Consider the following 20549-nt stretch of genomic DNA (forward strand, 5'->3'; position numbering starts at 1 on the left):
AGAAAGAACAAAGATGCAAGATAAAATTGTCATTCATGGGGCGCGTGCCCATAATTTAAAAAATATTGATGTGGAGATTCCACGAGACAAGCTGGTTGTCGTGACTGGTTTGTCAGGTTCAGGGAAATCCAGTCTGGCCTTTGATACCCTCTATGCTGAAGGTCAACGTCGCTATGTGGAGAGTTTGTCAGCCTATGCTCGTCAATTCTTGGGAAATATGGAGAAGCCTGATGTAGACGCTATTGATGGCCTGAGCCCAGCTATTTCCATTGACCAGAAAACGACTAGCAAAAACCCTCGCTCGACGGTGGGGACCACGACTGAAATCAATGACTATCTGCGTCTCCTCTACGCACGTGTGGGGACGCCTTACTGCATCAACGGGCATGGAGCTATCAAGGCTTCTTCTGTGGAGCAAATTGTGGATAAGGTTTTGGAATTGCCAGAACGCCAGCGCCTGCAAATTTTAGCTCCTGTCATCCGCAAGAAAAAAGGCCAACATAAGAGTGTTATTGAGAAGGTTCAGAAAGACGGTTATGTTCGTGTCCGTGTGGATGGGGAAGTCTATGATGTGACCGAAGTGCCAGACTTGTCTAAGAGCAAGCAACACAATATTGATGTCGTGGTTGACCGTATTGTTATCAAGGAGGGTATTCGTAGTCGCCTCTTTGATTCCATTGAGGCAGCCCTTCGTATCGCAGAAGGTTATGTGATTATCGATACCATGGACGATTCTGAGTTGTTGTTCTCTGAGCATTATGCTTGTCCAGTTTGTGGATTTACTGTCCCTGAGTTAGAGCCTCGTCTCTTCTCTTTCAATGCTCCTTTTGGCTCTTGTAGTGAGTGTGATGGATTGGGCATCAAGCTGGAGGTGGATACTGATTTGGTAGTACCAGATGCCAGCAAAACCTTACGTGAGGGGGCGCTAGCACCTTGGAATCCTATCTCATCCAACTACTATCCAAATATGTTAGAGCAGGCCATGACAGCCTTTGGAGTGGCTATGGATAAGCCTTTTGAGGACCTGTCAGAAGAAGACAAGAACTTGATTCTCTACGGATCGGATGGCAAGGAATTCCATTTCCACTATGAGAATGAATTTGGTGGCGTGCGCGATATCGATATTCCTTTTGAGGGAGTTGTCAATAATATCAAGCGTCGCTATCACGAGACAAACAGCGATTACACTCGCACCCAGATGCGTCTTTACATGAATGAGCTGACCTGCGGAACCTGTCAAGGTTACCGTCTCAATGACCAGGCCTTGTCTGTCCGTGTGGGTGGCGAGCAAGGACCACATATCGGAGAAATTTCAGACCTGTCTATCGCAGACCACTTGGAGTTGGTGAGTCAGTTAACCTTGTCTGAAAATGAAGCCATCATTGCTCGGCCTATTCTCAAGGAAATCAAGGACCGTTTGACTTTCCTTAATAACGTGGGTCTTAACTATCTGACCCTGTCACGTTCGGCAGGAACTCTTTCAGGTGGAGAAAGTCAGCGTATTCGTTTGGCAACCCAGATTGGTTCCAACCTATCTGGCGTCCTTTATATTCTAGATGAGCCGTCAATCGGTCTCCACCAGAGGGACAATGACCGTCTGATTGCCAGTCTGAAAAAGATGCGTGATTTGGGTAATACTCTCATAGTAGTGGAACATGACGAAGATACCATGCGTGAGGCTGATTATCTGATTGACGTTGGTCCCGGTGCCGGTGTTTTTGGTGGGGAGATTGTTGCGGCAGGTACACCCAAACAGGTAGCTCGCAACAGCAAGTCTATTACAGGTCAGTACTTGTCAGGCAAACGTGCCATTCCAGTGCCAACAGAGCGCCGTACAGGAAATGGTCGTTTTATCGAAGTGACAGGAGCGCGAGAGAACAACCTGCAAAATGTCACAGCTCGCTTCCCACTAGGAAAATTCATCGCAGTGACAGGGGTGTCGGGCTCAGGGAAATCGACCCTCATCAACAGCATTCTCAAAAAAGCTATTGCCCAGAAGCTCAACCGTAATTCAGACAAACCTGGTAAATTCAAGACCATAACAGGGATTGAGCATGTAGACCGCTTGATTGATATTGACCAGAGTCCTATTGGACGAACGCCAAGGTCTAACCCTGCTACCTATACAGGAGTTTTTGACGATATACGTGACCTATTTGCCCAGACAAACGAAGCCAAGATTCGAGGCTACAAGAAGGGTCGTTTCAGTTTCAATGTCAAGGGTGGTCGTTGTGAAGCCTGCTCAGGTGACGGGATTATCAAGATTGAGATGCACTTCTTGCCAGATGTTTATGTGGCTTGTGAAGTCTGCCATGGAACCCGCTACAACAGTGAGACCCTAGAAGTTCATTACAAGGAAAAAAATATCTCGCAGGTCTTGGATATGACCGTCAACGATGCGGTAGAATTCTTCCAACATATTCCGAAAATTCAACGTAAACTTCAGACCATCAAGGATGTGGGACTGGGATATGTGACGCTAGGGCAACCAGCTACCACCCTTTCTGGAGGAGAAGCCCAGCGTATGAAGCTGGCTAGTGAACTCCACAAACGCTCGACAGGCAAGTCATTCTATATTCTGGATGAGCCAACGACAGGGTTGCATACTGAGGACATTGCTCGCTTACTTAAAGTCTTGGCTCGCTTTGTAGACGATGGCAATACAGTCCTTGTTATCGAGCACAATCTGGATGTTATCAAGACGGCAGACCATATTATTGACTTGGGACCTGAAGGTGGTGTCGGTGGTGGAACCATCATCGCAACAGGAACTCCAGAAGAAGTAGCGGCCAACGAAGCTAGCTACACAGGACACTATTTGAAAGGGAAATTAAAACATGAATAAACGTGTACAAGCATTTCTAGCTAAAATGCAAGAAAAAGAACTAGATGGTATCATCATCAATAACCTTAAAAACGTCTATTACCTGACTGGTTTTTGGGGCTCAAACGGAACAGTCTTCATCAGCCGTGACCGACAGGTCTTGGTGACAGACTCTCGCTATATCATTGCAGCTAAGCAAGAAACCAGTGGTTTTGAGATTGTGGCTGACCGTGATGAATTGGCTGTCATTGCAGGAATTGTCAAGGACATGGGCTTGTCTCGTATCGGTTTTGAAGATGAGATTTCAGTGTCTTATTATCACCGTATGCAGGCAACCTTTGAAGGAATTGACTTGCTTCCACAAACTCAGTTTGTCGAAGGTCTTCGAATGATTAAGGATGAGGCGGAGATTGTAGCTATTCGCAAGGCTTGTTCTATCTCAGACCAAGCTTTCCATGATGCGCTTGACTTTATTAAGCCAGGAAAGACTGAAATTGAGATTGCCAACTTCCTTGACTTCCGCATGCGTGAGTTGGGAGCATCTGGCTTATCTTTTGACACTATCTTAGCCAGTGGTATCAACTCTTCCAAACCCCATGCCCATCCTATGCACAAACCAGTGGAGTTGGGAGAAGCTATTACCATGGACTTCGGATGTCTTTATGACCACTATGTCAGCGATATGACACGGACTATCTATCTGGGGCATGTTAGCGACGAGCAGGCAGAGATTTACAATACAGTTCTCAAAGCAAACCAAGCCTTGATTGACCAGGCCAAGGCAGGCTTAGGTTTCCGTGACTTTGACAAAATTCCTCGTGATATTATCATTGAAGCAGGTTATGGCGACTACTTTACTCACGGTATTGGCCACGGTATCGGACTAGATATTCATGAGGAACCATACTTTAGCCAGACTTCTACAGAAACTATTAAGGCAGGTATGGCTTTGACTGATGAACCAGGTATCTATATCGAAGGCAAATACGGTGTTCGTATCGAGGATGATATTCTGATTACAGAGACAGGTTGTGAATTATTGACCCTAGCTCCAAAAGAGTTGATAGTCATTTAAGAGTCAAACAATTCAAATGATTGACTTTTAAAATTTAAAGGTTTATACTGAAAGACGAAAACGGTAGGTGAGGCTACCATAGGGATACGGATGACTACCGCAAAGCAGTGGAGACACTACTCGTTGGTCAACAGTCCTGGTCGCGAAGGCCAAGACTAAGCTCATTACATTGCCCTATGGAGTTAAAGCTTGAACGAAAAACAGATAATTAGTTTTTTTATCCTGCCATTTTATGGTGGGATTTTCTACTGTTTAAATCAAAGAAAGGAGATAGACGATGCAAATTGACGATCATCCGGAACCGCACATACACAGCCAATCGCTGATTTGTGTCGTTCTGCCCTTATAAAGTGATTGGTATCTGTGTATGAAACACATCATTCGTACAGATAGGAGAAACCAATGAAAACTACAAAAGAAAGATTAGCAACAGCTATTCATACATCTTTAAACGAAACTCTATCTTTTTATAAGACAAGTCTAACAGGCTTGACTGGGGAGCAGGTGGAGAAAAATCGTGACCTATATGGCGAAAATACCATCACAAAGGGTCAAGAAGACAGTATCCTCAAAAAGATTTACGAATCCATTATCAATCCTTTTACAATCATCTTGCTGGTCATCGCCGTGATTTCCTTAGTGACCAATGTCTGGTTGGCAAAACCAGGTCAAGAGGATCCGACGACTTCCATTATCATCGTTGTTCTAGTCCTCATTTCTGGAGGTATTCGATTTATCCAAGAACTCCGCAGTGATAAGGCAGCTACCAATCTTTCAAAAATGATTGTCAACACAGCGACTGTCATTCGTCAAGGAGAAACTCAAGAAGTACCTATCGATGATTTGGTAGTGGGTGACGTGGTTAAATTGAGCGCTGGAGACATGATTCCAGCAGATCTTCTTTTATTTGAGTCGCGCGATTTCTTTGTACAACAGTCGGGCTTGACAGGTGAAAGTGATGCAGTTGAAAAATTGGCCTTGACCAAGGCAACAGACCAACAATCTGATAGCCTTCTTGAAGCTGAATCCTTGGCATTTATGGGAACTAATGTCTTGTCTGGTAGTGCTAAGGCCGTGGTTTTGGCGGTTGGTGATGCTACCATGATGGGAGCTATTGAGCAGACTCTAAACACCTATGATGAGCCCACTTCGTTTGAACGGGAGATGAATAGTATTTCTTGGCTCTTGATTCGCTTGATGTTGGTTATGGTTCCCATCGTCTTCTTGTCCAATGGTTTAACAGATGGTGATTGGTTAGAAGCAGGTGTATTTGCACTGAGTGTCGGTGTTGGATTGACACCTGAGATGCTACCTATGATTATTACCGCTAGCCTAGCAAAGGGTTCTATTATCATGGCCAAGGAAAAAGTGGTTATCAAAAAACTCAATGCCATACAGGACTTAGGGGCGATTGATATCTTGTGCACAGATAAAACAGGAACTCTAACCCAAGATGAGATCGTTCTAGAATATCCCTTGGACATCCACGGACGCTTGGATTTGACTGTCTTGAGACGGGCCTATCTCAATTCCTATTTTCAAACTGGCTTGAAAAATTTGATGGACAGAGCCATCATCAAACGGACTGAAAAGGAAGCAAAAGAACACGCCTTCTTGCAAAATCTGGCTCAAACTTTTCAAAAAATAGATGAGCTTCCCTTTGATTTTGAACGTAGACGGATGAGTGTTATCGTTAAGGATGAACACGGAGTGGTTAGTTTGGTAACCAAGGGGGCCCTAGAGGAAATGTTGACGATTTCCAGTCATGCGGAATACCATGGAGTGATTACTTCATTGACAGATGCTATTAGAGAAGAAATTTTAGCGGAAGTCCGACAACTAAATCAACAAGGTTTGCGTGTCTTGGGAGTGGCCTATAAGTCAGGTTTGAGGGAAGGTCATGCCTATACAGTTGATGATGAAGGGGATATGATTCTAACTGGTTATTTAGCCTTCCTAGATCCTCCTAAACCATCTGCAGCACCAGCAATTAAGGCTCTGTTAGAACATGGGGTTCAAACAAAGATTTTGACGGGAGACAACGAGAAAGTTACCCAATCAGTCTGTGAAAAGGTTGGTTTGGATATCAATCAGATGCTGTTAGGATCTGAAATTGATCAGATGAGTAATCAAGAATTGGCTCAAGCCGTGGAGGAGGTAACCGTCTTTGCCAAACTTTCTCCTGACCAAAAAGCACGAATTATTTTGCAATTTAAGGCTAATGGTCATGCTGTTGGCTATATGGGGGATGGAATCAATGACGCTCCTTCTATGAAAGTTGCAGATGTGGGGATTTCTGTTGACACAGCGGTAGATATTGCCAAAGAAACAGCTGATGTTATCCTACTTGATAAGGATCTCATGGTGCTTGAAAAAGGACTGGTTGAAGGTCGTAAGGTCTATGCCAATATGACCAAATATATCAAAATGACAGTGAGTTCTAATTTTGGAAATATCTTATCCCTATTGGTCTCTGGGATCTTTTTACCATTTTTACCGATGGCGCCAGTCCATTTGATTATCCTAAATCTGGTCTATGATTTGTCTTGTATTGCCTTGCCTTTTGACAAGGTGGATAAAGATTTTTTGAGAAATCCGCATACCTGGGAAGCTAAGTCAATCACACGTTTCATGATTTGGATGGGGCCTATCTCTTCTGCCTTTGATATTTTGACCTTCAGTTTGCTCTATTTTATCATTGTACCTATGACAACAGGTCAAACTTATGTTCATGGGGCAGAGTCTGCCGTAGGCTTTATTGTTTTGTTCCAAACGGGTTGGTTTATCGAGTCCATGTGGTCGCAGACCATGGTTATCCATATGTTGCGTTCAGCTAAAATTCCTTTTTTACAAAGTCGTCCAGCTTGGCTAGTCCTTGTGACAACCTTATTGGCTGCAGCCTTTGTGACCTTCCTTCCCTACAGTCCACTAGCTAGCCTTCTTCATCTAACTCCTTTGAAACCGATTTATTTTATCTTTTTGATTTTCATCATCATTTTGTACATGATTAGCGTGACAATTGTGAAAAAAATCTATATCAAGAAATATAAAGAATGGCTGTAAATTTCATTTTGTCAAGAAAAAAGTACGAAAATGACGAAAAAAATCAAAAAAATTTAAAAATAGGTCGCAAGTCGGATGTTTTTTATGGTATAATAGACTAAACTGATAGTAACATGTAGCGAAAGGGGTAGGTACATGATTAAAATTTATACAGTCTCAAGTTGTACTAGCTGTAAAAAAGCAAAAACCTGGCTCAATGCCCACCAGTTAAGTTATAAAGAACAAAACCTTGGTAAAGAAGGAATTACGAGAGAAGAATTACTGGATATTCTGACTAAAACAGACAATGGAATAGCCAGCATCGTTTCATCTAAAAATCGCTATGCTAAAGCTCTTGGAGTGGATATTGAAGATTTAAGTGTCAATGAAGTCCTCAATCTGATTATGGAAACACCGAGAATTTTAAAGAGCCCAATCCTTGTAGATGAGAAACGCCTGCAAGTTGGCTATAAGGAAGACGATATTCGTGCCTTCCTACCACGCTCTGTCCGTAATGTAGAAAATGCAGAAGCACGTTTGCGTGCAGCTCTATAAACATCAAGGCTGGGAGCAACTCCCAGTCTTATTCTATTTTAATTTCAAAAAGAAAGAAGAAAGAAATGAAAAAAATAGTTCTTGTTAGCCTAGCTTTCCTTTTCGTCCTGGTTGGTTGTGGACAGAAAAAAGAAACTGGTACAGCTACCAAAACAGAAAAGGATACGCTTCAGTCAGCATTGCCAGTTATTGAGAATGCAGAGAAGAATACAGTTGTGACCAAGACTTTGGTTTTGCCAAAGTCAGATGATGGTAGCCAGCAAACCCAAACCATTACATACAAAGACAAGACTTTTTTGACCTTAACGATTCAACAAAAGCGTCCAGTCTCAGATGAGTTGAAGACTTATATTGACCAACATGGAGTGGAAGAAACCCAAAAAGCTCTTCTCGAGGCGGAAGAGAAAGACGAATCCATCGTAGAAGCTCGTAAATTAGCAGGATTTAAGCTTGAAACTAAACTATTGAGTGCAACCGAACTTCAAACAACGACTAGTTTTGATTTTCAAGTTCTGGATGTCAAGAAGGCTTCTCAGTTGGAATATTTGAAGAACATTGGTTTAGAAAATCTCTTGAAGAATGAACCAAGCAAATATATTTCAGACCGATTGGCAAATGGTGCGACAGAACAATAGAAAATCCAAATAAATAGACTGCCTGAATTGTAGAACGTAAGGAATTATGCTATAATGGTACTATTCTAAGGAAAGAGGGTGTTAGAATGGGATTTACTGAAGAAACAGTACGTTTTAAATTGGACGATTCCAATAAAAAAGAAATTAGCGAAACTTTGACTGATGTCTATGCTTCGTTGAACGATAAGGGCTACAACCCAATTAACCAAATCGTAGGTTACGTATTGAGTGGAGACCCTGCCTACGTTCCTCGTTATAATAATGCACGAAATCAAATCCGTAAGTATGAGCGTGATGAAATCGTTGAGGAATTGGTCCGCTACTACCTTAAAGGACAAGGAGTCGATCTATAACCTATGAGAATTATGGGATTGGACGTCGGTTCAAAAACGGTAGGGGTGGCTATTAGCGATCCGCTCGGTTTTACAGCTCAAGGGCTTGAAATCATCCAAATCAATGAGGAGCAAGGTCAATTTGGTTTTGATCGCGTTAAGGAGTTGGTTGACACTTACAAGGTGGAACGATTTGTAGTGGGCTTACCTAAAAATATGAACAATACAAGCGGACCGCGCGTGGAAGCTAGTCAAGCATACGGAGCAAAGCTAGAAGAGCTTTTTGGTTTACCAGTAGACTATCAAGATGAACGCTTGACAACAGTTGCCGCAGAGCGTATGCTGATTGAACAAGCAGATATTAGCCGTAACAAGCGCAAGAAAGTCATTGATAAGTTAGCAGCTCAGCTGATTTTACAAAATTATTTAGATAGAAAATTTTAATACAAAGGAGAGGCTATGTCACACGATCATAACCACGACCACGAAGAACGTGAATTAATTACACTAGTAGATGAGCAAGGAAATGAAACCTTGTTTGAAATCCTTTTGACGATTGACGGAAAAGAAGAATTTGGTAAAAACTATGTTCTTTTAGTACCAGTTAACGCAGAAGAAGACGAAGACGGACAAGTTGAAATCCAAGCTTACTCATTCATCGAAAATGAAGATGGAACAGAAGGCGAATTGCAACCAATCCCAGAAGACTCAGAAGACGAATGGAACATGATTGAAGAAGTCTTCAACAGCTTTATGGAGGAGTAAAAACATCCAGTGGATGTTTTTAGCCCAGCTCTTTGAAATAAAAAAGAGCTGGTAAGTCCGGTGGACGTTTTTAGCCTGACGCTAAAAAATAAAAACCGTCAGTAAGTTCGGGGGATATTTTTACCCCAAGTTAATATTCATAGTAGCTAGTGATTAGCTAACCAGGTAAGAGGTCGGGACGAAAATCCTGGCCTCGTTTTTGTTAGTTAGGAGACTTTATTGAGGCAGTTGATTGAACCTGTAATTAAGGAGATGTATATGTTTGAAGTAGAAGAATGGCTCCATAGTCGGATTGGTTTGAATTTTCGATCAGGTTTGGGCCGAATGCAACAAGCGGTGGATTTGTTGGGGAATCCCGAGAAGTCTTATCCTATTATCCATGTAACCGGGACTAATGGAAAAGGATCTACCATTGCTTTTATGAGGGAGTTATTTATGGAGCATGGCAAAAAAGTTGCGACTTTTACCTCCCCTCATATCGTCTCTATCAATGACCGAATCTGCATTAATGGACAACCTATAGCTGATGCAGACTTCATCCGTTTGGCTAATCAGGTCAAGGAGATGGAGAAAACGCTTCTGCAAACCCATGATCAGCTGTCCTTTTTTGAATTGCTGACCTTGATTGCTTTTCTTTATTTTAGGGAGCAAGCGGTGGATTTGGTTTTATTAGAAGTGGGAATTGGCGGCTTACTTGACACGACTAATGTGGTAACTGGAGAGATTGCTGTCATCACCTCCATCGGACTTGACCATCAGGAGACTCTGGGTGACAATATAGCAGCAATTGCAAAGCAGAAAGCTGGTATTTTTAAGTCTGGTAAAAAGGCAGTGATTGCTAAGTTGCCTTCAGAAGCTAGGCTTGTTTGTCAGAAAAAAGCAGACTCTTTAGCTGTTGACCTTTATCAGGCAGGCCAAGATTTTTCAATGCTGAATGGGGATTTTTCAAGCTCTTTGGCTAACCTTTCACAGTTGAAAATAGGTTTAGAAGGAGCTTATCAGCAGGAAAATGCGGCCTTAGCGCTACAAACGTTTCTTCTCTTTATGAGGGAAGGAAAGGAAGTTGTTGATGAACAGGCTATAAGACAAGCTTTGAATCAGACCCATTGGGCTGGGCGTTTGGAGCGTATTCGTCCTCAGATTTACTTGGACGGTGCTCATAACCTTCCTGCCTTGACTCGCTTGGTTGAGTTTATTAAAGAAAAAGAGCAGGAAGGTTATCGTCCTCAAATCCTATTTGGAGCCTTGAAAAGGAAGGATTATCAAGGGATGTTGGCTTATCTGACTGAAAATTTGCCTCAGGTGGAACTCAAGGTGACCGGCTTTGACTATCAAGGTTCTTTGGATGACACAGATGTAACAGGTTACGATATAGTTCCTTCTTACCGAGAATTTATTAGCGATTTTGAAGAAAGAGCAGATGCCCAGGATCTGTTGTTCGTTACAGGGTCTCTCTATTTTATCTCAGAAGTACGGAACCACATACTAGGGCATGAGCAGATGAATTGACCTCCTTTTTTGAACTTGTTATACTAGGGTAACTGCCAGTTAGGAGGAAATTTCTCTAAATTGGTAGCAGAAAGGAAATTCATCATGAAATTAAAAAGATTCACACTTTCTCTTGCTTCTCTAGCAAGTCTTAGTCTCTTAGTAGCTTGTTCACAAAGAGTTCAACAACCAGCAACTCACTCGCAAACACAACAAACACAACAAACTCAGCAATCACAACCTGCTGCTTCATCTTCTACAGAAAATACAAACCAGGCAGCGACAAGTTCTTCACAAAATACGCCTGAGGCTCAACCAACCAATATTGATGGAACTTATACTGGTCAGGACGAAGGAGACCGTATCACTTTAGTGGTAACTGGAACAACTGGTACATGGACACAGGTAGAAACTGACGGAGATCAAGAAATCAAGCAGGTTAGCTTCGATGCCGCTAATCAACGCATGATTATTGGGGATGATGCCAAGATTTATGCAATTAATGGCAATCAGATGATTATTGACGATAGGGATAGAGAAGCGTCTGATCGCATTGTTTTATCAAAATAGACTGGAAGGAGACTGGTTTTGTCAGTCTCTTTTGCTTTTACTCAGAAAAATGATTATAAATACTTGCCTTCTACCGAATACCTGCGTTATACTAGTATTAATTACCTGTTTTTAGCATTCATACTCTTCGAAAATCTCTTCAAACCACGTCAGCTTCCATCTGCAACCTCAAAACAGTGTTTTGAGCAACCTGCGACTAGCTTCCTAGTTTGCTCTTTGCTTTTCATTGAGTATCAAAATATCAAGGAGGGGATATGAAATATAGAAAATTTCAATTATTGATGTCCAAGTATGGCTTTAGTCTTTCGATTATGCTACTTGAACTTTGTCTTGTTTTTGGTCTCTTTCTTTACTTAGGGCGTATGGCTTCTATTCTATGGGTTATTCTCTTAATCTTTATGAGTATGGCGACTATTGTCGCAATTGTCAATCGTTCAATGACACCTGATAGTAAAGTAATGTGGTTAGTGGTAACTTTTGTTCCTGTCATCGGACCCTTGCTCTATCTGATGTTTGGTGAAAGGCGATTGTCCAAAAAAGAAATCAAGCAGTTGGACAAACTTGGTTCTATGCATTTTCGGGAGGATAACAGTAAAGCTCTCCGCCAGAAATTGAAGGAAGATGATAAGGCGGCTTACGGAGTTATCAAATCTTTGCTAAGTATGGATAGCAATGCCGATGTCTATGATCGAACAGATTCACAATTCTTTTCTTCGGGTGAAAGCATGTGGCAACATATGTTGGAAGACCTCAAGAAAGCTGAGAAATTTATCTTTCTAGAGTACTATATTGTCGAAGAAGGTTTGATGTGGAATAGCATACTAGATATACTAGAGCAAAAGGCAGCTCAGGGTGTAGAGGTCAAGATGCTCTATGATGATATCGGCTGTATGGCGACTTTGCCTGGAGACTATACTATTCAACTTCGTAGTCGAGGAATTGAAGCCCATAAGTTTAACAAGGTGATTCCTCGTTTGACGGTGGCTTACAACAATCGGGACCATCGTAAAATCCTTGTCATAGATGGTCAGGTAGCCTATACAGGAGGCATTAACTTAGCCGATGAGTACATCAATCATATAGAACGCTTTGGCTATTGGAAGGACAGTGGGATTCGCTTAGATGGCCCTGGTGTCAAGGCTCTAACCCGTCTTTTTTTGATGACTTGGTACATCAATCGTTGGGAAATCAGCGATTTTGACCAGTATCACCTGGAAAATCAGCCTTGTTCTGGCCAAGGGCTCTGCATTCCTTACGGTAGTGGACCCAAGCCCATCTTCCGTACTCAAGTAGGGAAAAAAGTTTATCAAAGTTTGATTAATCAGGCTACTGATTCAGTCTATATCACAACACCCTATTTGATTATTGACTATGATTTAACTGAGAGTATTAAAAATGCAGCCATGAGGGGTGTTGATGTCCGCATCGTGACTCCTTTCATTCCGGATAAAAAATTAATCCAGCTCATAACAAGAGGAGCCTATCCGGATCTTTTGTCAGCAGGAGTCAGGATTTTTGAGTATAGTCCAGGCTTTATCCACAGTAAACAAATCCTAGTGGATAAGGACTTTGCTGCAGTTGGGACTATCAATTTAGATTATAGAAGTTTACTTCATCACTATGAAAATGCAGTTTTGCTATATAAAACAGCATCAATCACAGAGATTCAAAAAGATTTTCAGGAGATTTTTTCAGTTTCGCAAGAAATTTTCCAAGATACGATAAAAAATAGCTGGTATCAAAAATTGATTAAGGAAATTGCCCAGTTATTTGCCCCAATATTATAAGAAATCTAGGACTTAGGACACAAACCAGTCCTATTTTTCTTGCCTTTTACGAATAGAAAGATAGAGGGGGAATGATGCTGACTCAGAAAGAAATAAACTATATCCTGATATTTAAACAGACGCATTTACACCGATTCCGGGAAATTGAAACTTTTGTGAAACTATGCAAAAAATCACTCAAACACCCATCGCAAGCTGACAATTTTAGGTCTTTTTGATATACTAAGACAGATAAATTGAATAGGAGAAACGACATGGCTGTATATGGCAGAATCGAAGAAGTATCCGAAACGATACAGAGTAATGAAATTGAAAATAGATTGGATAGGAACCTTGAATCTCATGTAGAGAAAGAAGAACAGGTAGCTTTCCCGTTTTTCAGACTCATCATTGGAAGTACGATTGCAACGGTTTTTTCTGTGGTGATACCTTTACTTTTAGATATGGTAAGTCCTTCTCAGGCTCAGGATTTGTATATAGGGTGGGCTTTACATCAGGGAGGACAGCTCTACAGTAGCTATTATGCTAGTCACGGTCTTATTTATTACTTGCTACTTTATATTACCCAAGGAGGTATCCTTTTTGCCTTGGTAGAATGGCTAGCTCTCTTAGGAGGAGGTTATTTCCTCTTTTCTTCGACAGAGTATTTGACGGGACAAAGGGAACAAGCCAAGCAACTCCTAACCATATTTTATATTTTGGTATCTGGTCTCGGTTTTGGAGGAGGATATGCAACAATTGTAGCTTTGCCATTTCTGTTTGCAGGATTTTCGTTCATAGCAGCTTATCTATCAAATCCTAACCATGACAAGGGGTTTCTACGTTTGGGGATTTTCTTGGCCCTATCATTTTTCATAGAGCCTCTTACAAGTCTTCTCTTTATTGCAGTAGTAACGATCGGTTTATTTGTCTTTAATGTTGGGCATGGTCGCCTTGCTCATGGAGTTTATCAGTTTTTTGCAGCAGCACTTGGCTTTTCTCTCATCTTTTACCCAGTAGGATATTATGTTCTTGCTTCAGGTGGTTTTGGAGAAGCTCTAGGAAGTCTTTTATATCCGATTGATTCCCTTCAGGTCTTTACCAATCCTCAACTAATGGATAATGTTGTATTCTATGGTTTGTTGACCTTTGGTTTAGGAGCTATCTTCCTTGTTTTTCTAGGTTTGTTCCAATCAAAGGCATCAAGATTATATGTTATTTCAGTACCAGCTAGTTTTGCTTTCTTATTTGTATTAGCCTTGTTGCTTTTTTCTCAAGAACCTCTTCACGGTTCGCGTTTGATTCTAATCCTTCCATTTTTACTCCTTCTTTTGATGACCAGTATTCGTTGGAAACATTCAGCTAGAGGAGCTCGTCGTCGGAGAAGAGAAGATGTTCCTACATTATGGAAAAAATTCATGAAGGGAAATCTCTACCTACCTATCCTAGTGGTGGTTTATCTGATTGCTATTCCTTTTGTAGCTCGTTTTGTCTTGCATCCAGCTTCTTATAGAGAACAACATCAAGTGGTAGATAGAGTCAAACAAGAGACGAGTGATGGTGACCAAATCTATATTTGGGATTCACATGTTCAGATGTATAAAGAAAGCCAGCGTTTGTCTGGATCCATGTTCCCATCACCTCTTCTTTACACGAGTACAGAAGAGAATAAAACTAGTTTAATCAATGACTTGAAAGAAAACAAACCTAAGGTGATTGTGGTGAATGATAAGGTAGCAGTCTGGTCTGAAGTGGAAACAATTTTGAAAGAAAATTACCAACAAGTAAAGACTGATTACTCAGAGTTTAAAGTCTATAAAATTAAATAACGAAATCAATATCTTGTGTATTTTTAAAAATTTTAGGATTTTTAACACAAGATATTGATTTTTCTTTTTAGAGTGGTATAATACTTTTTAGAAAGAACATTTTAGAAAAGAGCATGCATATGATTGCACTAGAAGAAAAAATTACAATTTTGCCAACTCTCTTCGTTGAAAAACGAGATGGGAGACGTGTTGTATTTGATGTGGACAAGATTGACAAGGCTCTCCACAAGGCGGCTGACAAGGTTATGGATGTGACACCCCTGGTCGAAAAACGCCTCGATGCTCTGACCGAGCGAATTGTCACAGAAATTCATAGTCGCTTTCCACAGGGGGTTAAGATTTACGAAATTCAAAATATCGTAGAACATGAACTCCTTGAAGCCAAAGAATATGCGCTAGCTGAGGAGTATATTACTTATCGGACACAAAGGGATTTTGAGCGTTCAAAAGCGACAGATATCAACTTTAGCATCCATAAACTTCTCAACAAAGACCAGGCCGTTGTCAATGAAAATGCTAATAAAGACAGCGATGTCTTTAATACCCAGCGTGATTTGACAGCAGGGATTGTTGGGAAATCAATCGGACTGCAAATGCTTCCTAAGCATGTAGCCAATGCCCATCAAAAAGGGGATATCCACTATCACGATTTGGACTACAGTCCTTATACACCTATGACCAACTGCTGTTTGATTGATTTCAAGGGGATGTTGGAGAATGGTTTTAAGATTGGAAATGCAGAGGTAGAAAGTCCCAAGTCTATCCAGACTGCGACAGCTCAGATTTCTCAAATTATCGCCAACGTTGCTTCTAGCCAGTACGGTGGCTGTTCAGCTGACCGTATCGATGAAGTTTTGGCGCCTTATGCAGAGAAGAATTACCAAAAACACCTCAAGGATGCGGAAGAATGGGTCTTACCTGACAAACGGGAAGATTACGCTTGGAAGAAAACCCAAAAAGATATCTATGATGCCATGCAATCTCTCGAGTATGAAATCAACACTCTCTTCACTTCAAATGGACAAACACCTTTCACTTCGCTAGGTTTTGGTCTAGGAACCAATCGTTTTGAGCGGGAAATTCAAAAAGCTATCTTAAACATTCGCATTAAGGGCCTTGGTTCAGAACACCGTACAGCCATCTTCCCTAAGCTCATTTTTACGCTAAAAAGAGGTCTTAACTTGGAAGAAGGGACTCCCAACTACGACATTAAGCAGTTGGCTCTTGAGTGTGCAACCAAGCGGATGTACCCAGACGTCTTGTCTTACGATAAGATTGTTGACTTGACAGGTTCCTTCAAGGTGCCTATGGGTTGCCGTTCGTTTCTTCAAGGTTGGAAGGATGAAAATGGTGTAGAAGTCAATTCAGGCCGTATGAATCTGGGTGTTGTGACAGTTAACCTACCTCGTATTGCTCTCGAGTCTGAAGGAGATATGAACAAGTTCTGGGAAATCTTCAACGAGCGGATGAATATCGCTGAAGATGCCCTGGTTTATCGTGTTGAACGGACCAAGGAAGCGACACCAGCTAATGCTCCTATCCTTTATCAATACGGTGCTTTTGGTCATCGTCTAGGTAAAGAAGAAAGTGTTGACCAGCTCTTTAAGAATCGTCGTGCGACAGTTTCGCTGGGCTATATCGGTTTGTATGAAGTAGCGACTGTTTTCTTTGGAAACAGCTGGGAAAGTAATCCAGATGCTAAGGAATTCACGCTAGATATCATTCGCGATATGAAACGCCGTGTAGAAGAGTGGTCTGACCAATATGGCTACCATTTCTCTATCTACTCAACACCATCTGAAAGTTTGACAGACCGTTTCTGCCGACTAGATACAGACAAGTTTGGTTCTATTCCTGATATTACAGATAAGGAATACTACACCAACTCTTTCCACTACGATGTTCGTAAAAATCCAACACCGTTTGAAAAATTGGATTTTGAGAAAGTCTATCCAGAAGCAGGTGCGTCGGGTGGTTTCATCCATTATTGTGAGTATCCAGTCCTTCAGCAAAATCCAAAGGCCTTGGAAGCTGTCTGGGACTATGCCTATGACCGTGTGGGCTATCTTGGGACCAATACACCAATTGACCGTTGCTACAAGTGTGACTTTGAAGGGGATTTTGAACCAACTGAGAGAGGATTTGCTTGTCCTAACTGTGGCAATAGCGACCCTAAAACAGTAGACGTTGTTAAACGGACTTGTGGCTATTTAGGTAATCCTCAAGCGAGACCGATGGTCAATGGGCGTCACAAGGAAATCGCAGCGCGTGTCAAACACATGAACGGCTCAACGATTAAAATAGCTGGTCACCAAGTAACCAATTAGAAAGAACTGAAATGGGAAAATATCAATTAGACGATAAGGGGCGTGCACAAGTGACCCGTTATCACGAGAAACACTCTAAAGGTGGAGCTGGTAAGAAAGAACGTTTGCTTAGCCTCAGAGAACAATTTTTAAACAAGAACAAGAAAAAATAAAAGTGATACTCAATGAAAATCAAAGAGCAAACTAGGAAGCTAGCCGCAGGTTGCTCAAAGCACTGCTTTGAGGTTGTAGATAAGACTGACGAAGTCAGTTACATATATCTACGGTAAGGTGACGCTGACGTGGTTTGAATTTGATTTTCGAAGAGTATGAGAGTCAGCTCTCGCTTTTCTCATAGTGGGAGGTAAGGATGGAACTACGCAGACCAAGATTAGCAGATAAAGAAACAGTTTTAGAGATGATGGCAGAGTTTGAAAAGAGCCAATCAGCCCATGATGGAGGATTTTGGGATACAGAGAACTTTGTGTATGAAGAGTGGTTGGAAAGTAATCAGAATCAAGAAATGGGGATTGACCTGCCTGAAGGATGGGTTCCTGCAATTCAGTTAGTAGCTTTTTCTGAGAAAGGTCAAGCAGTTGGATTTCTTAATCTCCGATTGCGCCTCAGTAACTTTCTACTAGAAGCAGGTGGTCATATCGGCTACTCCATCCGTCCTTCTGAAAGAGGCAAAGGTTATGCGAAAGAAACTCTCCGTCAGGGCTTGCAAGTTGCTAAGGAAAAGAACATCAAGAAAGCTCTGGTAACCTGTAGCGTGAATAATCCTGCTAGCAGAGCAGTCATTCTAGCAAATGGTGGGCTCCTTGAGGATGTTCGTAATGGAGTCGAGCGTTATTGGATAGAGGTAGTGAATGAATAATCCAAAACCACAAGAATGGAAAAGCGAGGAACTCAGTCAAGGTCGGATTATTGATTACAAGGCCTTTAACTTTGTGGATGGGGAAGGTGTGCGCAACTCTCTCTATGTATCAGGCTGCATGTTTCACTGCGAGGGTTGTTATAATGTAGCGACCTGGTCTTTCAATGCTGGCATTCCCTATACGGCAGAGTTAGAAGAGCAGATTATGGCAGACCTTGCCCAGCCCTATGTTCAAGGCTTGACCCTGCTGGGAGGGGAGCCCTTTCTTAATACGGGCATTCTCTTACCACTCGTTAAGCGGATTCGGAAGGAATTGCCAGACAAGGATATCTGGTCTTGGACAGGCTATACATGGGAAGAAATGATGTTGGAAACTCCAGATAAACTAGAACTCTTATCACTGATTGATATTCTTGTTGATGGAAGATACGATCGAACTAAAAGAAATCTCATGCTTCAGTTCCGAGGTTCGTCCAATCAACGAATTATCGATGTGCAAAAATCCCTCCAAAGTGGGCAAGTAGTGATTTGGGACAAACTCAATGACGGAAAAGAAAGCTATGAACAGGTGAAGAGAGGATGAAGAAAAACGACTTAATAGACCAACTAGTCTCAGAGATCGAAACGGGGAAAGTCAGGACACTGGGAATATACGGCCATGGAGCTTCAGGTAAATCAACCTTTGCACAGGAATTGTACCAATCCTTAGATTCTACTACAGTAAATTTGCTAGAGACAGATCCTTATATCACCTCAGGCCGTAATATGGTAGTACCAAAGGACGCGCCAAATCAAAAGTTGACAGCCTGTTTGCCAGTGGCGCATGAACTGGCGAGTTTGCAGAGAGATATCCTCGCCTTACAGGCGGGTATGGATCTCTTAACAATTGAAGAACCTTGGAAGGCTAGCGAGGTCTTGTATGGAGCAAAACCAATTCTGATAGTCGAAGGGATGTCTGTGGGCTTTCTACCCAAGGAACTCTTTGATAAAACCATTTGTTTCTACACAGATGAGGAGACTGAATTAAAGAGGCGTCTAGCTCGAGATACGACTGTAAGAAATAGCGATGCATCCTTTATATTAGCTAGTCATCAGATGAGACGGGAGCAGTATCTGCGATACTATAAAGAAACCGAGTCAATGGTGGACATCTTAGTGGATCAATCAGAAGATAAATTTGATGTCAAGAGAACCCAATTTATTTTATATAGAAGAAAATTCCTAGTTTTAAAAAGAAAAAATAGGAAAACAGTTTCATCGCAAAAAAACGAAAAAACAGCAACAAATCCCTTGCAATCGCAGAGGCTTTGTGTTATTCTATTATGGTGCTGTAAATTACAGCCTTAGCTTTGATGCAAGAGGTTGCGACACGCTCGGTTGCATTGCCACGCAACTCCGCGTCGGTTTTCTTGTGGAGCTAGCCTATTATCTTAAATAGACGAAAAGGAGAAAAAGATGGCAAACAAAAAAATCCGTATCCGTTTGAAAGCTTACGAACACCGTACGCTTGACACAGCGGCTGCAAAAATCGTAGAATCAGCTACTCGTACAGGTGCACAAGTTGCGGGTCCAATCCCACTTCCAACTGAACGTAGCCTCTACACAATCATTCGTGCGACTCACAAATACAAAGACTCTCGCGAACAATTTGAAATGCGTACACACAAACGTTTGATCGATATCGTTAACCCAACTCAAAAAACAGTTGATGCTTTGATGAAATTGGATCTTCCAAGTGGTGTAAACGTAGAAATCAAACTTTAATCTAAAGCTTGATACCTTGAGCATAAAAAACGCTCGTTAAAAACTTTTTGAATAAAAAATATAGAAAAGGAACTATTTTCTCATGACAAAAGGAATCTTAGGGAAAAAAGTGGGAATGACTCAAATCTTCACTGAAGCTGGCGAATTGATCCCTGTAACAGTTATTGAAGCAACTCCAAACGTTGTTCTTCAAGTTAAAACTGTTGAAACAGACGGATACAACGCTATCCAAGTTGGTTTCGATGACAAACGCGAAGTATTGAGCAACAAACCTGCTAAAGGACATGTAGCGAAAGCTAACACGGCTCCTAAGCGCTTCATTCGTGAATTCAAAAACGTTGAAGGCTTGGAAGTTGGTGCTGAAATCACAGTTGAAACATTCGCAGCTGGAGACGTTGTTGACGTAACTGGTACTTCTAAAGGTAAAGGTTTCCAAGGTGTTATCAAACGCCACGGACAATCACGTGGACCAATGGCTCACGGTTCTCGTTACCACCGTCGTCCAGGTTCTATGGGACCTGTTGCACCTAACCGCGTATTCAAAGGTAAAAACCTTGCAGGACGTATGGGTGGCGACCGCGTAACAATTCAAAACCTTGAAGTTGTACAAGTTGTTCCAGAAAAGAACGTTATCCTTATCAAAGGTAACGTACCAGGTGCTAAGAAATCTCTTATCACTATCAAATCAGCAGTTAAAGCTGGTAAATAATAAGGAAAGGGG

Annotated in this window: 18 protein-coding genes, 1 pseudogene and 1 riboswitch; all 19 genes and pseudogenes read left to right on the forward strand. The window is 41.6% G+C overall.

The window, feature by feature from the left end; all coding sequences use genetic code 11:
* The first annotated feature begins 13 nt into the window (after positions 1-13).
* Complete coding sequence (gene uvrA / locus ABKJ27_RS00880; RefSeq protein ID WP_410011850.1) at positions 14-2845, forward strand: excinuclease ABC subunit UvrA; 2832 nt, start codon at positions 14-16, stop codon at positions 2843-2845.
* Positions 2838-3899 carry a M24 family metallopeptidase gene (locus ABKJ27_RS00885; RefSeq protein WP_410011851.1) on the forward strand — a complete coding sequence of 354 codons (1062 nt, stop codon included), beginning with the start codon at positions 2838-2840 and terminating at the stop codon, positions 3897-3899. The genes uvrA and ABKJ27_RS00885 overlap by 8 nt, the downstream gene beginning before the upstream one ends.
* 57 nt (positions 3900-3956) lie before the next feature.
* Positions 3957-4107: riboswitch (M-box (ykoK) riboswitch) on the forward strand.
* Positions 4108-4301: 194 nt separating this feature from the next.
* Entirely contained in the window at positions 4302-6962 is a 2661-nt protein-coding gene (gene mgtA, locus ABKJ27_RS00890) for a magnesium-translocating P-type ATPase (protein ID WP_410011852.1), read from the forward strand.
* Between the two features lie 135 nt (positions 6963-7097).
* Positions 7098-7496 (forward strand): transcriptional regulator Spx, encoded by a 399-nt coding sequence (spx, locus tag ABKJ27_RS00895; protein ID WP_000591165.1) that lies wholly within the window; start codon positions 7098-7100, stop codon positions 7494-7496.
* 65 nt (positions 7497-7561) lie between these two features.
* Positions 7562-8131 carry an SP0191 family lipoprotein gene (locus ABKJ27_RS00900; RefSeq protein WP_410011855.1) on the forward strand — a complete coding sequence of 190 codons (570 nt, stop codon included), beginning with the start codon at positions 7562-7564 and terminating at the stop codon, positions 8129-8131.
* 86 nt (positions 8132-8217) lie between these two features.
* Positions 8218-8484, forward strand: a complete 267-nt coding sequence (locus ABKJ27_RS00905; protein ID WP_000507059.1) for an IreB family regulatory phosphoprotein — start codon at positions 8218-8220, stop codon at positions 8482-8484.
* 3 nt (positions 8485-8487) lie between these two features.
* Positions 8488-8907: a Holliday junction resolvase RuvX gene (gene ruvX / locus ABKJ27_RS00910; RefSeq protein WP_004239076.1), complete on the forward strand. Its 420-nt coding sequence runs from the start codon at positions 8488-8490 to the stop codon at positions 8905-8907.
* Positions 8908-8922: 15 nt separating this feature from the next.
* Positions 8923-9228, forward strand: coding sequence for a DUF1292 domain-containing protein (locus tag ABKJ27_RS00915; RefSeq protein WP_000017620.1), 306 nt, complete (start codon positions 8923-8925; stop codon positions 9226-9228).
* Between the two features lie 258 nt (positions 9229-9486).
* A complete protein-coding gene (locus ABKJ27_RS00920) occupies positions 9487-10737 on the forward strand; it encodes a folylpolyglutamate synthase/dihydrofolate synthase family protein (RefSeq protein ID WP_410011856.1) in 1251 nt (416 codons plus the stop codon).
* Positions 10738-10821: 84 nt separating this feature from the next.
* The gene (locus tag ABKJ27_RS00925) at positions 10822-11286 is read left to right on the forward strand and encodes an SP_0198 family lipoprotein (protein ID WP_261120185.1); all 465 of its coding nucleotides are present in this window, start codon (positions 10822-10824) and stop codon (positions 11284-11286) included.
* 254 nt (positions 11287-11540) lie between these two features.
* Positions 11541-13073: a cardiolipin synthase gene (cls, locus tag ABKJ27_RS00930; RefSeq protein ID WP_410011857.1), complete on the forward strand. Its 1533-nt coding sequence runs from the start codon at positions 11541-11543 to the stop codon at positions 13071-13073.
* Between the two features lie 254 nt (positions 13074-13327).
* Positions 13328-14881 (forward strand): damage-inducible protein CinA, encoded by a 1554-nt coding sequence (locus tag ABKJ27_RS00935; protein ID WP_261080963.1) that lies wholly within the window; start codon positions 13328-13330, stop codon positions 14879-14881.
* A 119-nt stretch (positions 14882-15000) separates the two neighbouring features.
* Positions 15001-17208, forward strand: coding sequence for an anaerobic ribonucleoside-triphosphate reductase (nrdD, locus tag ABKJ27_RS00940; protein ID WP_237447103.1), 2208 nt, complete (start codon positions 15001-15003; stop codon positions 17206-17208).
* A gap of 11 nt (positions 17209-17219) precedes the next feature.
* The gene (locus ABKJ27_RS00945) at positions 17220-17360 is read left to right on the forward strand and encodes a hypothetical protein (protein WP_000521621.1); all 141 of its coding nucleotides are present in this window, start codon (positions 17220-17222) and stop codon (positions 17358-17360) included.
* Between the two features lie 197 nt (positions 17361-17557).
* The gene (locus tag ABKJ27_RS00950; RefSeq protein ID WP_410011858.1) at positions 17558-18064 is read left to right on the forward strand and encodes a GNAT family N-acetyltransferase; all 507 of its coding nucleotides are present in this window, start codon (positions 17558-17560) and stop codon (positions 18062-18064) included.
* On the forward strand, positions 18057-18647 hold the full coding sequence (nrdG, locus tag ABKJ27_RS00955; protein ID WP_410011859.1) for an anaerobic ribonucleoside-triphosphate reductase activating protein: 591 nt from the start codon (positions 18057-18059) through the stop codon (positions 18645-18647). Before ABKJ27_RS00950 ends, nrdG begins: the two co-directional genes overlap by 8 nt.
* Positions 18644-19258: pseudogene (locus tag ABKJ27_RS00960) on the forward strand (uridine kinase family protein); the annotation flags it as partial. The gene nrdG and the pseudogene ABKJ27_RS00960, both read left to right, overlap by 4 nt.
* 261 nt (positions 19259-19519) lie before the next feature.
* A complete protein-coding gene (gene rpsJ, locus ABKJ27_RS00965) occupies positions 19520-19828 on the forward strand; it encodes a 30S ribosomal protein S10 (RefSeq protein ID WP_001284513.1) in 309 nt (102 codons plus the stop codon).
* 82 nt (positions 19829-19910) lie between these two features.
* Positions 19911-20537, forward strand: a complete 627-nt coding sequence (gene rplC, locus ABKJ27_RS00970) for a 50S ribosomal protein L3 (RefSeq protein WP_000160197.1) — start codon at positions 19911-19913, stop codon at positions 20535-20537.
* Positions 20538-20549 lie beyond the last annotated feature (12 nt).

The sequence above is a fragment of the Streptococcus sp. KHUD_011 genome (genome assembly GCF_046352925.1).
Classification (GTDB): Bacteria; Bacillota; Bacilli; order Lactobacillales; family Streptococcaceae; genus Streptococcus.

Coding starts and splice junctions, on each gene's coding strand:
- nrdG (WP_410011859.1), top strand. CDS start 18,057: ATGAATAATCCAAAACCACAAGAATGGAAAAGCGAGGAACTCAGTCAA.
- ABKJ27_RS00935 (WP_261080963.1), top strand. CDS start 13,328: ATGGCTGTATATGGCAGAATCGAAGAAGTATCCGAAACGATACAGAGT.
- ABKJ27_RS00950 (WP_410011858.1), top strand. CDS start 17,558: ATGGAACTACGCAGACCAAGATTAGCAGATAAAGAAACAGTTTTAGAG.
- ABKJ27_RS00905 (WP_000507059.1), top strand. CDS start 8,218: ATGGGATTTACTGAAGAAACAGTACGTTTTAAATTGGACGATTCCAAT.
- uvrA (WP_410011850.1), top strand. CDS start 14: ATGCAAGATAAAATTGTCATTCATGGGGCGCGTGCCCATAATTTAAAA.
- mgtA (WP_410011852.1), top strand. CDS start 4,302: ATGAAAACTACAAAAGAAAGATTAGCAACAGCTATTCATACATCTTTA.
- rpsJ (WP_001284513.1), top strand. CDS start 19,520: ATGGCAAACAAAAAAATCCGTATCCGTTTGAAAGCTTACGAACACCGT.
- rplC (WP_000160197.1), top strand. CDS start 19,911: ATGACAAAAGGAATCTTAGGGAAAAAAGTGGGAATGACTCAAATCTTC.
- spx (WP_000591165.1), top strand. CDS start 7,098: ATGATTAAAATTTATACAGTCTCAAGTTGTACTAGCTGTAAAAAAGCA.
- ABKJ27_RS00885 (WP_410011851.1), top strand. CDS start 2,838: ATGAATAAACGTGTACAAGCATTTCTAGCTAAAATGCAAGAAAAAGAA.
- ABKJ27_RS00915 (WP_000017620.1), top strand. CDS start 8,923: ATGTCACACGATCATAACCACGACCACGAAGAACGTGAATTAATTACA.
- ruvX (WP_004239076.1), top strand. CDS start 8,488: ATGAGAATTATGGGATTGGACGTCGGTTCAAAAACGGTAGGGGTGGCT.
- ABKJ27_RS00920 (WP_410011856.1), top strand. CDS start 9,487: ATGTTTGAAGTAGAAGAATGGCTCCATAGTCGGATTGGTTTGAATTTT.
- nrdD (WP_237447103.1), top strand. CDS start 15,001: ATGATTGCACTAGAAGAAAAAATTACAATTTTGCCAACTCTCTTCGTT.
- ABKJ27_RS00925 (WP_261120185.1), top strand. CDS start 10,822: ATGAAATTAAAAAGATTCACACTTTCTCTTGCTTCTCTAGCAAGTCTT.
- cls (WP_410011857.1), top strand. CDS start 11,541: ATGAAATATAGAAAATTTCAATTATTGATGTCCAAGTATGGCTTTAGT.
- ABKJ27_RS00945 (WP_000521621.1), top strand. CDS start 17,220: ATGGGAAAATATCAATTAGACGATAAGGGGCGTGCACAAGTGACCCGT.
- ABKJ27_RS00900 (WP_410011855.1), top strand. CDS start 7,562: ATGAAAAAAATAGTTCTTGTTAGCCTAGCTTTCCTTTTCGTCCTGGTT.